This window comes from Pseudomonas sp. Pdm06 (assembly GCF_014851795.1).
In the GTDB taxonomy this organism is placed as follows: domain Bacteria; phylum Pseudomonadota; class Gammaproteobacteria; order Pseudomonadales; family Pseudomonadaceae; genus Aquipseudomonas; species Aquipseudomonas fluorescens_AA.
This window is the reverse complement of sequence record NZ_JACVAH010000001.1, coordinates 411,846-425,457: the sequence shown is the minus strand read 5'-3', so window position 1 is coordinate 425,457 and position 13,612 is coordinate 411,846. Positions and strand designations below refer to the sequence as shown.

General features: G+C 61.5%; 10 protein-coding genes. 4 read left to right on the top strand and 6 right to left on the bottom strand.

From position 1 onward, the window contains the following. Window positions 1–8: 8 nt before the first annotated feature. Window positions 9–2,156 (bottom strand): fatty acid oxidation complex subunit alpha FadB, encoded by a 2,148-nt coding sequence (gene fadB, locus IB266_RS01860; protein ID WP_192259802.1) that lies wholly within the window; start codon window positions 2,154–2,156, stop codon window positions 9–11. 591 nt (window positions 2,157–2,747) lie between these two features. Then, on the bottom strand, window positions 2,748–3,185 hold the full coding sequence (locus tag IB266_RS01855; RefSeq protein WP_060738414.1) for a hypothetical protein: 438 nt from the start codon (window positions 3,183–3,185) through the stop codon (window positions 2,748–2,750). 101 nt (window positions 3,186–3,286) lie between these two features. Here IB266_RS01855 and IB266_RS01850 point away from each other — a divergent pair, with 101 nt between their 5' ends. Further along, window positions 3,287–3,727, top strand: a complete 441-nt coding sequence (locus IB266_RS01850) for a universal stress protein (RefSeq protein ID WP_060738415.1) — start codon at window positions 3,287–3,289, stop codon at window positions 3,725–3,727. A 168-nt stretch (window positions 3,728–3,895) separates the two neighbouring features. Here the strand turns inward: IB266_RS01850 and IB266_RS01845 are convergent, their stop codons facing one another. Beyond that, window positions 3,896–5,812 (bottom strand): ATP-binding cassette domain-containing protein, encoded by a 1,917-nt coding sequence (locus tag IB266_RS01845; protein WP_192259800.1) that lies wholly within the window; start codon window positions 5,810–5,812, stop codon window positions 3,896–3,898. A 214-nt stretch (window positions 5,813–6,026) separates the two neighbouring features. On the opposite strand from IB266_RS01845, the gene IB266_RS01840 reads away from it, so the two are divergent. After that, window positions 6,027–7,955 (top strand): transglycosylase SLT domain-containing protein, encoded by a 1,929-nt coding sequence (locus tag IB266_RS01840; protein WP_060738417.1) that lies wholly within the window; start codon window positions 6,027–6,029, stop codon window positions 7,953–7,955. 154 nt (window positions 7,956–8,109) lie between these two features. Here the strand turns inward: IB266_RS01840 and IB266_RS01835 are convergent, their stop codons facing one another. Beyond that, a complete protein-coding gene (locus IB266_RS01835; protein WP_192259798.1) occupies window positions 8,110–9,882 on the bottom strand; it encodes an ABC transporter transmembrane domain-containing protein in 1,773 nt (590 codons plus the stop codon). 258 nt (window positions 9,883–10,140) lie between these two features. On the opposite strand from IB266_RS01835, the gene IB266_RS01830 reads away from it, so the two are divergent. Further along, window positions 10,141–10,320 carry a PA1571 family protein gene (locus tag IB266_RS01830; RefSeq protein WP_003199629.1) on the top strand — a complete coding sequence of 60 codons (180 nt, stop codon included), beginning with the start codon at window positions 10,141–10,143 and terminating at the stop codon, window positions 10,318–10,320. 120 nt (window positions 10,321–10,440) lie between these two features. Here the strand turns inward: IB266_RS01830 and pdxB are convergent, their stop codons facing one another. Then, window positions 10,441–11,595, bottom strand: coding sequence for a 4-phosphoerythronate dehydrogenase PdxB (gene pdxB, locus IB266_RS01825; RefSeq protein WP_192259796.1), 1,155 nt, complete (start codon window positions 11,593–11,595; stop codon window positions 10,441–10,443). A 284-nt stretch (window positions 11,596–11,879) separates the two neighbouring features. Between pdxB and IB266_RS01820 the strand changes: the two genes are divergently transcribed. Beyond that, window positions 11,880–13,283: an MATE family efflux transporter gene (locus IB266_RS01820; RefSeq protein WP_318646564.1), complete on the top strand. Its 1,404-nt coding sequence runs from the start codon at window positions 11,880–11,882 to the stop codon at window positions 13,281–13,283. On the opposite strand, the gene tusA is transcribed toward IB266_RS01820, so the two are convergent. Then, on the bottom strand, window positions 13,280–13,531 hold the full coding sequence (tusA, locus tag IB266_RS01815) for a sulfurtransferase TusA (protein WP_003183455.1): 252 nt from the start codon (window positions 13,529–13,531) through the stop codon (window positions 13,280–13,282). The two genes, IB266_RS01820 and tusA, sit on opposite strands and share 4 nt — an antisense overlap. Between the last annotated feature and the right edge of the window lie 81 nt (window positions 13,532–13,612).

The window sequence follows — 13,612 nt, the reverse complement described above, 5'->3', positions numbered from 1 at the left end:
TTGGGCGCTTAACCGAAGAAACGCTGGCCGTTCTTGGCCATTTCACGCAGCTTCGCGGTCGGGTGGTACAGCGCGCCCAGATCAGCGTACTGGTCAGCCAGGGCAACGAACTCGGCCACACCGATCGAATCGATGTAACGCAGCGCACCGCCACGGAATGGAGGGAAACCGATACCGTAGACCAGACCCATGTCGGCTTCGGCGGCGGTTTCGACAATGCCGTCTTCCAGGCAACGCACGGTTTCGAGGCACAGCGGGATCATCATCCAGTTGATGATGTCCTCGTCGGTGACTTCGCGCTGCTCGTAGACGATCGGCTTGAGCACTTCCAGCACCGACGAGTCGGCGACTTTCTTCTGCTTGCCGCGCTTGTCGGTCTCGTAGGCGTAGAAGCCCTTGCCGTTCTTCTGGCCCAGGCGCTTGGCTTCGTAGAGCACGTCGACGGCCGAACGACGGTCGTCCTTCATGCGGTCCGGGAAGCCTTCAGCCATCACGTCGCGACCGTGGTGGCCGGTGTCGATGCCGACCACGTCCATCAGGTACGCCGGGCCCATCGGCCAGCCGAATTTTTCCATGATCTTGTCGATGCGCACGAAGTCCACACCGGCGCTGACCAACTTGGCGAAACCGCCGAAATACGGGAACAGCACGCGGTTGACCAAAAAGCCCGGGCAGTCGTTGACGACGATCGGGTTCTTGCCCATTTTCTTGGCGTAGGCCACGGTGGTGGCCACCGCCAGTTCGCTGGACTTCTCGCCACGGATCACTTCCACCAGCGGCATCATGTGCACCGGGTTGAAGAAGTGCATGCCGACGAAGTTTTCCGGACGCTTGAGGGCCTTGGCCAGCAGCGAAATGGAGATGGTCGAGGTGTTCGAGGCGAGGATGGTGTCCTCTTTGACCTTGTCTTCGACTTCAGCCAGTACCGCCTGCTTTACCTTCGGGTTCTCGACAACCGCTTCGACCACCAGGTCGACATGGCCGAAATCGCCATAGGACAGGGTCGGACGAATGCCGTTGAGCACTTCGGCCATCTTCGCGGCGGTCATGCGACCTTTGTCGACGCGACCGACCAGCAGCTTGGCAGCTTCGGCCAGGCCCTGCTCGATCCCGTGTTCGTTGATGTCCTTCATCAGGATCGGCGTGCCTTTGGACGCCGACTGGTAGGCGATGCCGCCCCCCATGATACCGGCGCCGAGCACGGCGGCCTGCTTCACGTCACGGGCGATTTCGTCGTAGGCCTTGGCCTTTTTCTTCAGTTCCTGGTCGTTGAGGAACAGCCCGATCAGGCTTTGTGCAGCCGAGGTCTTGGCTAGCTTGACGAAGCCGGCGGCCTCGACTTCCAGTGCCTTGTCGCGACCGAAGTTCGCGGCTTTCTGGATGGTCTTGATCGCTTCGACCGGCGCCGGGTAGTTCGGGCCTGCCTGACCGGCCACGAAACCCTTGGCGGTTTCGAAGGCCATCATTTGTTCGATGGCGTTGAGCTTGAGCTTTTCCAGCTTCGGCTGGCGCTTGGCCTTGTAGTCGAACTCACCGCTGATGGCACGCTTGATGGTTTCAAGGGCCGCTTCCTGGAGCTTGCCAGGTTCGACCACGGCATCCACGGCACCGACTTTCAGCGCGTCTTCGGCACGGTTTTCCTTGCCGGCGGCAATCCACTCGATAGCGTTGTCAGCACCGATCAGGCGCGGCAGGCGCACGGTGCCGCCAAAGCCCGGGTAGATGCCCAGCTTGACTTCCGGCAGGCCGATCTTGGCCGTGGAGGCCATGACGCGGTAATCCGCCGCCAGGCACATTTCCAGGCCGCCACCCAGGGCGATGCCGTTGATGGCCGCGACGGTCGGTACGTTGAGGTCTTCGAAATCGCTGAAAATACGGTTGGCTTCGAGGTTGCCAGCGATCAGTTCGGCATCGGGCAGCTTGAAGTTGTCGACGAATTCGGTGATGTCGGCACCGACGATGAACACGTCCTTGCCGCTGCTGACGATCACACCCTTGATCGAAGCATCTGCCTTGATAGTGTCTACGGCCTGACGCAATTCATTCAGGGTTAGACGGTTGAACTTGTTGACGGACTCACCCTTGAGGTCGAATTTCAGTTCGACGATGCCACTTTCAAGAGCCTTAACCGTGATGGCTTTACCTTCGTAAATCATCAACTGATCTCCACGATATGGAAGCTGAACAGTACACGTTGGACGCTGGCTGCTGGTTCGGCATTGACGTTACCGTCGATGCTACGCCAATCCGCCAGGCACACCCGTCAACGCGATAGTCGGGGTCTGTAGGAGCCGTCTGAAAATACAAACGCTCAATTCATACGCCCGTTTGATTTGGGTACGTCACCTTCACGGAATTTCCGACAATTGTCAATCGCCCTAAACACAGGCGTGAACGCGACTTTACGGTCATTTCCGTACCCTACGGATCCGCAACACGGCGCCGCATGAGCAGCCATTCATAGAATCAATCATTAGAAAAATCGCCCTAATTCCAGACAGACCGGATCCAGCCGACTAAGCTGTCGGGAATGCGATTGAATTTTGCGAAATGAAGGGCGCTGCGAGCGCACGCCCTGACACGAGATGGATTACCGGCCTGCCTGGCCAACCCGCCCGATGAGACTGTCGGGCTTTTTTATGCCCGTAGGAGCTGCCGAAGGCTGCGATCTTTTGATCTTTCACTCAAGATTCAATTGAGCCTGGACAGATCGCGGCCTCGCTGCGCTCGACAGCTCCTGCAGCGTTTCAGGCCAACGCCTTCAGCACCGAGGAAATCTCCTGTAAAACACTCGCCTCGCCTTTCTCGCCCCAATACAAGGCGATCATTTGCCGGTCGGCTTCAACTTTGTAGACGTTGGCCGGCAATTTTTCGAAATGATTGAGCAGGGACTCATCCAGGCAGACTTCCCGCCACTGATTGGCCCAGACGCCCGGCGCAGTTTGCCAGTAGCTCCAGCAGGCCGGCTGGCTGCCGCGCCGAGGCCGATAGTACTGGGCACAGGGGTTTGGCGGCTGTTGGTCGAGCCAGTGCGGCCACTCTTGTGGCGCCAGTTGCATGGCCAGGCCCAGGCGTCGCGCTTCCATGCGCAGGGCCATGCGACCGCTCTGTACACGGGACGGACGCAACCATGCCAGCGGACTTAACACCACCAACAGGATTGACAGCACTATCCAGACCGTCATATTCGTACTCCCCGATTCTGATGAGCCCATTGACCCAGGTCGCGTCAATGCGCTTGAAACCAGCCATACTTACCGTATCGCAATTCTCTGGAGTGCCTTCCATGTACTACAACCACGTTCTGGTCGCCGTTGACCTCACTGAAGAATGCGATCCGGTCGTCAAGCGCGCCCTCGCCCTCTGCGAAGGCCGAGACACCCAGCTGTCACTGGTGCATATCGTCGAACCGATGGCCATGGCCTTCGGCGGCGACGTGCCGATGGACCTTTCCCAGTTGCAGCAGCAGCAATTCGACCAGGCCAAGGAACGCCTTGACCGACTGATCGTGAAATACCCGGCCCTGAAGAAGGAATTCAGCCACCTGACCTACGGCCAGCCGCGCCAGGAGATCCATCACCTGGCCAAGGAACAGGGGTGCGACCTGATTGTCGTCGGCAGCCATGGTCGCCACGGCCTGGCGCTGCTGCTGGGCTCGACCGCCAACGATGTGCTGCATGGCGCGCCTTGCGATGTATTGGCAGTACACCTGGTCAAGCGCACATAAACCTAAACCTGTGGGAGCGAGCTTGCTCGCGATCGTGGTAGATCAGCAGCATTGATGCTGACTGTCACACCGCTATCGCGAGCAAGCTCGCTCCCACAAGGGGATGGCGTTTCAAGTAAAAAATCCCGGCGCTCATTGCTGAACGCAGGGATTTTTCTCGTCAGTGGATCAAGCGTCCAGCTCGGCCCAGCGCTCGACCAATGCATCCAGTTCGGCCTGCAGTTGCTCCAGGTGCGCAATCACCTTGGCGGTTTCGGCAGCAGGCCGCTGGTAGAACCCGGTGTCGGCCATTTCGGCTTCTACCGCTGCGATCTGCTGCTCCTTCGCGTCGATATCACCCGGCAAGGCTTCCAGTTCACGCTGCAGCTTGTAGCTGAGCTTTTTCTTCGCGGGGGCCGGGGCTGCTGCGGCAACCGGCGCAGGCTCGGCCTTGACCACGGCCGAATTCAGGTCGGCCTTGCCGGACTTGCTCTCGGTGACCCCCAGCAGACGCGGCGAGCCGCCCTGGCGCAGCCAGTCCTGATAGCCACCGACGTATTCGCGAACCAGGCCTTCGCCTTCGAACACCAGGGTGCTGGTGACCACGTTGTCGAGGAATGCCCGGTCGTGACTGACCATCAGGACAGTGCCGTTGAAGGTCAGCAACACCTCTTCCAGCAATTCCAGGGTTTCCACGTCCAGGTCGTTGGTGGGCTCGTCGAGCACCAGCAGGTTCGCCGGCTTGCTGAACAACTTGGCCAGCAACAGACGGGCGCGCTCACCACCCGACAATGCCTTGACCGGCGTACGGGCACGCTGGGGGCTGAACAGGAAATCGCCGAGGTAGCTCAGCACATGGCGGCTCTGGCCATCGATGTCGATGAAATCGCGGCCTTCGGCGACGTTGTCGATCACGGTCTTTTCCAGATCCAGTTGATGACGCAACTGGTCAAAGTAGGCGACGTCGATCTTCGTGCCCTCTTCCACCTTGCCGCTGGTGGGCACCAGGCCGCCGAGCATCAGCTTGAGCAAGGTGGTCTTGCCAGTGCCGTTGGCGCCCAGCAGGCCGATGCGATCGCCACGCTGCAGCACCATGGAAAAGTCCTTGATCAGGAACGGGCCGCCAGGGTGCGCGAAACTCACGTTCTCCAGGACCATCACCTGCTTGCCGGACTTGTCAGCGGTGTCCAACTGAATGTTGGCCTTGCCGGTGCGCTCGCGACGCTCACTGCGCTCCATGCGCAAAGCCTTGAGCGCACGCACACGGCCTTCGTTGCGGGTGCGACGCGCCTTGATACCCTGGCGAATCCAGACTTCTTCCTGGGCCAGTTTCTTATCGAACAGCGCGTTAGCGGTTTCTTCCGCTGCCAACGCCGCTTCCTTGTGCACCAGGAAGCTGGCGTAGTCGCCGTTCCAGTCGATCAGGCCGCCGCGGTCCAATTCAAGGATGCGCGTCGCCAGGTTCTGCAGGAAGGAACGGTCGTGGGTGATGAACAGCACCGCCCCCTGGAAGTCTTTCAGGGCTTCTTCAAGCCAGGCGATGGCGCCGATGTCCAGGTGGTTGGTCGGTTCGTCGAGCAGCAGCAGGTCTGGCTCGGAGACCAGGGCCTGGGCCAGCAGGACGCGGCGACGCCAACCGCCGGACAACTCGGCGAGGGTCTTGTCGGCCGGCAGTTGCAGGCGGCTCAGGGTGCTGTCGACCAGTTGCTGCAAGCGCCAGCCGTCTCGGGCCTCAAGGTCGTGCTGCACGTGCATCAACTTGTCCAGGTCGGCATCGGTGACGATGTTCTGGCTCAGGTGGTGATACTCGGCCAACAGCGCGCCGACACCGTCCAGGCCTTCGGCGACCACATCGAACACGGTCCGCTCGTCGGCCACCGGCAGTTCCTGGGGCAATTCGCCGATTTTCAGGCCTGGCGCACGCCAGACCGAGCCGTCGTCAGGCTTCTGATCGCCCTTGACCAGCTTCATCATGCTGGACTTGCCAGTGCCGTTTCGGCCGATGATGCACACCCGCTCACCACGGGCGATCTGCCAGGACACCTTGTCCAACAACGGCATAGCGCCGAACGCAAGGGACACATCGCTGAATTTGAGCAGGGTCATGAGCTTCTCCAAAAACCGGGCGCGCATTCTACCTGAGATGAGGCCTCAAGGGTCCGCCAATTTCGCCACTGAAGCACTCTGCATAACAAATGTTGCGAACTTGCACCGACGGCCCCGCAAAGCTTTCGCCGGCTGCTGGCAAAAGGCTAAGCTACAGACAGTTACCCTGGGTTAACCCTTGGGCTTGTCATGTTTTTTTCTGCCCGGACGTCTCATGCGCAGTCGCCTTTTCAGTGTTTTATCGTGTCTTTTTGTATGTGCCACTGCCGTTCAATCCGCTCAGGCGGTGGATATCTCCACTCAGCGCCAATACTACGACGAGGCCAAGCGTGCCTTGGCCAAGGGTGATTCCGGCCCTTACTTTCGCTACAGCCAGGCCCTGCGCGATTACCCGCTGGAGCCGTACCTGGCCTACGACGAATTGACCGCTCGCCTCAAGAGCGCCAGCAACGCCGAAATCGAGAAATTCCTCGCCGAGCACGGTGACCTGCCCCAGGCCAACTGGATGAAGCTGCGCTGGCTGCGTTGGCTGACCGAGCGCGGCGACTGGGAGACCTTCGTCAAGTATTACGACCCCAAGCTCAATTTCACCGAGCTGGACTGTCTCAACGCTCAGTACCAACTCAGCCATGGCCTGAAGGCCGAGGGCTATGCCAACACCGAAAAGCTGTGGCTCACCGGCAAGTCCCAACCCCAGGCGTGCGATGCGTTGTTCGGCCTGTGGGCATCCCAGGGCCAGTTGACCGAGCAGAAGCGCTGGGAGCGCGCCAAGCTGGCCGCCCAGGCGCGCAACTACCCGCTGGCCAACAGCCTGGTCAGCGGCCTGACCACCCTCGCTCCCCGTGGCAACTTGCTGGTGGACGTGGCGCAAAAGCCCGAGTTGCTCAACCAGCCCTCGCGCTTCGTGCCAGCCGATGAACCGATGTCCGATATCGTCAGCCTCGGCCTGCGTCGCCTGGCCCGCCAGGACCCGGAAAAAGCCATGGCGCTGCTGGATGGCTACGCCAGCACCATGCATTTTTCCCGGGATGAAAAAGTCGCGATCGCCCGCGAGATCGGCCTGACCCTGGCCAAGCGCTTCGACAGCCGCGCCCTGGACGTGATGACGAAATACGACCCGGAGTTGCGTGATGACACCGTTTCGGAATGGCGCTTGCGCCTGCTGTTGCGCCTCGCTCGCTGGGACGATGCCTACCAGTTGACCCGTCGCCTGCCCGAGTCGCTGTCCAGCACCAACCGCTGGCGGTACTGGCAAGCCCGCACGCTGGAACTGGCGCAGCCGCAGAACCCGGAAGCCCTGACGCTCTACAAGCACCTGGCCCGTGAGCGGGACTTCTATGGCTTCCTGGCCGCCGACCGATCCCAGTCGCCGTATTCGCTCGTCAACAAGCCACTGGTGATGAGCCAGGCGCTGATCAACAAGGTGCGCAATACGCCTGGCGTGCGCCGGGCGCTGGAATTTCATGCCCGTGGCGACATCGTCGACGGACGCCGTGAGTGGTATCACGTCAGCCGTCATTTCAACCGGGACGAAATGGTCGCCCAGGCTAAACTGGCTTACGACCTGAAATGGTATTTCCCGGCCATTCGCACCATCAGCCAGGCCAAGTACTGGGACGACCTGGACATCCGTTTCCCGATGGCCCACCGCGAGACCCTGGTGCGCGAAGCCAAGATCCGCGGCCTGCATCCAAGTTGGGCGTTCGCCATTACCCGCCAGGAAAGTGCATTCATGGATGATGCCCGCTCCAGCGTCGGCGCCGCCGGCCTGATGCAACTGATGCCTGGCACCGCCAAGGAAACCGCGCGCAAGTTCAGCATTCCCCTGGCCTCGCCACAGCAAGTGTTGAACCCGGACAAGAACATCCAGTTGGGTGCGGCCTACCTGAGCCAGGTTCATAGCCAGTTCAACGGCAACCGCGTCCTGGCCTCGGCCGCCTACAACGCCGGCCCCGGCCGCGTGCGCCAGTGGCTGCGCGGCGCCGACCACTTGAGCTTCGACGTCTGGGTCGAGAGCATCCCGTTCGACGAAACCCGCCAATACGTGCAGAACGTGTTGTCATACTCGGTGATCTACGGCCAGAAACTCAACTCGCCGCAACCGCTGGTGGACTGGCATGAGCGGTATTTCGACGATCAGTGATTAACACTCCCACAAAGCCCTCTTCTTGTGGGAGCGAGCTTGCTCGCGATGGCGGCATGGCAATCACTTTGATGCTATCTGACGCACCGCTATCGCGAGCAAGCTCGCTCCCACAGGCTCTGCATCAAACACAGCATCCCCTGTGAACGCGGTATCAGTCGGTTGCTGCCTCCGCCCCCACATTGAACTGCAACGCCGCCAATCGCGCATACAGCGCATTGTTGGCGACAAGCTCCTGGTGAGTGCCCACGGCAACCACCTTGCCCTGGTCCATCACCGCGATCCGATCGGCGTTTTTCACCGTGGCCAGGCGATGGGCGATCACCAACGTCGTGCGGTTTTTCATCAGGCTGGGCAAGGCTTGCTGGATCAGGTGCTCGCTTTGCGCATCAAGGGCGCTGGTGGCTTCGTCCAGCAGCAGGATCGGGGCATCCACGAGCAACGCTCGGGCGATAGCCAGGCGTTGGCGCTGGCCGCCGGATAACCCGAGGCCGCCGTCGCCCAGGTGCGTCTGGTAGCCGTCGGGCATTTTTTCGATGAAGTCGTGGGCGTGGGCGATCTGTGCGGCCTCGCGTACCTGCTCCGACGTCGCCTCCGGGTTGCCATAGCGGATGTTCTCTTCGACCGTGCCGAAAAACAGCGCCGGGCTTTGTGAAACCAGGGCGAAATGCCGGCGCAGGTCCAGCGGATCGAGTCGAGTCAACGGTACATCGTCGATCAGTATCTGCCCTTGCACGGGATCATAGAAACGCAGCAGCAAATCGTAGACCGTCGACTTGCCCGCGCCGGAAGGCCCGACCAGGGCCAGGGTCTCACCGGCCTTGATACTCAGGTCGAGGCCGTCGACCGCATAACTGTCCGGCCGGGACGGATAGGAAAAACGCACGCCTTCGAGACGCAAATCGCCGCGGACCCGCGCCGGCAAGGTCACGAGGCCTGAAGCCGGCGGCTGGATGATGTTTTCCGAACGCAGCAGCTCGGCAATGCGCTCTGCCGCACCGGCTGCCCGCTGCAACTCGCCAATCACTTCGCTCAGGGTCCCGAAGGCACTGCCGACGATCAGGCTGTAGAACACGAACGCCGCCAGCTCGCCACCGGAAATCCGCCCGGCGATCACATCCATGCCACCGACCCAGAGCATCACCCCCACCGCCCCCAGCACCAGCACGATCACCAAGGTGATCAACCAGGCCCGCTGGGCAATGCGCTTGCGAGCGGTGTCGAAGGCCTGCTCCACCGTCACGGAAAAACGTTGTTCGTCCTGGACCTGATGGTTGTAGGCCTGCACGGTCTTGATCTGGCCGAGGGTTTCGGAGACATAGCTGCCGACGTCGGCAACGCGGTCCTGGCTCTGGCGCGACAGGCTGCGCACCCGCCTGCCGAAGACCAGGATCGGCGCCAGCACCAGCGGCAATGCGATCACCACGATGCTGGTGAGTTTGGGATTGGTGATGAACAGCAGCACGATGCCGCCAATGACCATCAAGACATTGCGCAAAAACAACGACAGCGACGAACCGATCACCGATTGCAACAAGGTTGTATCGGTGGTCAGTCGCGACTGGATCTCCGAACTGCGGTTGTTTTCGTAGAAACCGGGGTGCAAGTACACCAGATGGTTGAAGACCTGCCGCCGGATATCCGCCACTACCCGTTCGCCGATCCACGACACCAGGTAGAAACGGGCAAAGGTACCGATCGCCAGCCCCACCACCAGCACCATGAACAGGCCGATGGATTGATTGAGCAGGTGCGGTGAGCGGGTCATGAAGCCCTGGTCCACCAGCAAGCGGATGCCTTGGCCCATGGACAAGGTAATGCCCGCGGTGACAATCAACGCCAGCAAAGCGCCGGCGACCTGTTTGCGATAAGGGGCGATGAAGCCGCTGGCCAGGCGTATGGCACGGCGATGTCGGGAAGAAAGCATCAAAGGCGTCCGATAATGGAGCAGGAAAAAGGCCAGCTCGCGACGCCGAAACGCAGCGGAACCAAGTTGAATCGCAATGAGTCAGGTTAAATATGACCACTATGACTAGCGGCTAGATGTTATCGGTCTAAAGTCTGGCTGGAAACGCAACTGTGTTTCTGATTGAGTGGAGGTGTCGCCATGAACCTACAAGGAGTGTCATGGCTCGGTCACCTGGCGACACTAAAGTAGGCATACAACCTGATGAGGAGACAGGCCATGTCCTTGCAACACAGCAGCGACGACAAGATTCAAGTAATCCGCACGCAACCGGACCAGTCTCTGGGCTGCTCGTTCATCGATGCCCAAGGGCGCGAAGTACCGATCACCGAAGACATGATCCAGAAAGCCTGCAGCGAGCTGGAAAAACGACTGGTCAAGCCTGCCGAACAAAAGTGATACAGCCCGTCTTCAATTGGACCCGACGTTGATGTCGGGTTTTTTATGCCTGCCAGAAAGATTGTGGGAGCAAGGCTTGCCCGCGATGCAGGCACCTCGGTCCCCTGACCACGTCATCGTTCATCGCGAGCAAGCTTTGCTCCCACAACCCAGCGCCGTCACGATCTGTTGCAAAGCCGCCGACGGCCCTTCGATATGAACCTTCAAGCTGTCGATCTCCCGCCGTGGCGGATAATGCTTGCGCAAGGCATCGAAGGCGCGGCGTTGCTCATCGACGGTGCCCACCAGGCTGCGGCGAAAATCCGCGTCGTCGCGACGGGGGTCGTACACGCCCCGGCACAGCGCCGCCAAGGCCCAGGCCGGGTCGGTTTCGGCATCCAGGGTGATGCCACCCAGCCACGGCCGAGGCAACAGGTCGCTGAGGCTGACTTCAACCGGTCGCTCCAGGAACGCGCACAAGGCCTGGTAGATCTGGGCCGTGCCACGCTGGCGACCATCGAGGCTGTAACCGGCAATGTGCGGGGTAGCGATCACGCACAAATCGGCCAGGTCCACATCAACGGTGGGCTCCTGCTCCCAGACATCCAGCACCGCTTGCAGGTCTTCACGCTCCAGCAACACCTCGCGCAGCGCGGCGTTATCGATCACCGGCCCTCGAGCCGCATTGATCAGCCAGGTCCCGGGCTTGAGCTGGTTCAGGCGCGTTTCGTCGAACAGGTGCCAGGTCGGTTGCTCGCCGTCGCGGGTCAACGGGGTGTGCAGGCTGATCACATCGCACTGCTCGATGATCTGCTCCAGGCTCACATAGTCGCCGCCCTCGGCGGCCTGACGCGGCGGATCGCAGACTTTCACGGCCCAGCCCAGCCCCTTGAGCACCTCGATCAACCGCCCGCCCACCTGGCCCGCGCCAACCACGCCGAAGGTCCGCTGTTCCAGCGTCGCACCTTCGATTTCTGCCAGGGTCATCAGGCTGCCCAGCACGTAGTCCACCACGCCACGGGCATTGCAGCCGGGTGCACTGGCCCAGCGGATCCCCGCCTCGGCAAGATAATCCAGGTCCAGGTGGTCGGTGCCGATGGTGCAAGTGCCGACGAAGCGTACCTTGCTGCCTTCCAGCAGGGCCCGATTGACCTGGCTGACCGAACGCACCAGCAATACATCGGCGTGCTCGACCATCGTCCGGTCGATCCCCCGGCCCGGTACCCGGCGGATTTCGCCGAATCCTTGGAAAAACGCATCAAGCAGGGGGATGTTTTCGTCGGCGACGATCAGCATGGCAGAGCTCCTTTGGCGGGATGGGCAGTGTAGGCGCTCCTCGCCTCAATGGGCCAGCGCATTACTTCAGTGAACGATGGTATGGCGAGGGAGCTTGCTCCCGCTCGGGTGCGCAGCAGCCGCCAGTCTCCTTGGGCCTGCTGCGCAGTCCAGCGGGAGCAAGCTCCCTCGCCACGGGTAAAAGCTGGAACGCTTACAAATCCACAACACAGGTTTTTTCCTGACTACTGCGTCAAGGCGTAGAATTCGCCGCCTCGCGCTTAACCCTTTCGGACGCTTGCCCTGTGAATCCTGTCATCGACACCCCCGCTCCCCTCTCCCGCCCGGCCCGGGTACGCCTGGAATTCAAGACGTTGCTGGCCCTGGCCTTGCCGATCATGGTGGCGCAACTGGCGACCACCGCCATGGGCTTCGTCGATGCAGTGATGGCCGGTCGGGTCGGTCCACGGGACCTGGCGGCCGTGGCCCTGGGCAACTCGATCTGGGTGCCGGTGTTCCTGTTGATGACTGGCACCCTGCTGGCGACCACCCCGAAAGTTGCCCAGCGCTTCGGTGCCGGGACGTTCGACGAGATCGGGCCGCTGGTACGCCAGGCGCTGTGGCTGGCGCTGGTGGTGGGGTTGATCGCGACACTGGCGCTGTTCAGCGCCGAGCCGATCCTGCACATCATGAAAGTCGATCCCGAATTGATCGGCCCGTGCATGGAATACCTGCGGGGCATCGGCACGGGCCTGCCGGCCGTGGCGCTGTATCACGTACTGCGCTGCTTCAGCGACGGCCTGGGTCGCACGCGACCGGCGATGGTGCTGGGGCTGTGCGGGCTGGCGCTGAACATTCCGCTCAATTACATCTTCATCTATGGGCACCTGGGCGTGCCCGCCATGGGCGGCGTCGGTTGCGGCTGGGCCACGGCCATCGTGATGTGGGTCATGGCCCTGGGCATGGCCGGTTGGGCACGGTGGGCACCGGCCTATCAGTCGAGCCGGTTGTTCAGCCGTTTCGACTGGCCGCAATGGGCGGTCATCAAGCGCCTGCTGGGCATCGGCTTGCCGATCGGCATTGCGGTGTTCGCCGAGTCGAGTATTTTCGCGGTGATCGCCCTGCTGATCGGCAGCCTCGGCGCCACCGTGGTGGCCGGGCACCAGATCGCGCTGAACTTCAGTTCCCTGGTGTTCATGATCCCCTACTCCCTGGGCATGGCCGTCACCGTGCGGGTCGGCCAGGCCCTGGGGCGGCAGCAGCCTCGCGAAGCGCGCTTCGCCGCCGGAGTGGGCATGGGCACCGCGCTGGCCTACGCTTGCCTGTCGGCGAGCCTGATGTTCGCGTTGCGGGGGCCTATCGCGGCGATCTATACCGCCGATTCGGTGGTGATCGAGGTGGCATCGATGCTGATCGTCTATGCGGCGCTGTTCCAGTTTTCCGATGCGATCCAGGTCACGGCGGCAGGCGCATTGCGCGGCTACCAGGACACCCGGGTGACGATGATCCTGACCCTGTTCGCCTATTGGGGCATCGGCCTGCCAGTGGGTTACGCCCTGGGCCTGACCGACTGGCTCGGCGCGGCCAGCGGCCCGAGCGGATTGTGGCAAGGCCTGATCGTGGGCTTGAGCTGCGCGGCACTGATGTTGTCGATCCGTCTGGCACGTAGCGCGCGCAAGCAGATCCGCATCAGCCGCTCGATGGATTAAGCGAGTTTCTTGCGGATCCAGTAGAGGTAGGTGCCTGCCTCTTCCTGCTGGGCCACCAGTTCGTGGTCCAGGAACACGCAAAACTTGGGGATGTCGCGGCGGGTCGAGGGGTCGGTGGCGATGACTTTCAGCAGGCCACCGGGGGCCAGGTCGCGAATGTGCTGGTGCAGCATCATCACCGGTTCCGGGCAATTGAGGCCGGTGGCATCCAGCGTGCCGTCGACCGGCGTGTCGTTCATTTCACTCATGTTCTACTCCTGAAACTGGCCGGCATTGTCGCGCAATGTCGGCGCCCTTAACAGACCTGCATCAATCCCTGTGGCGAGGGA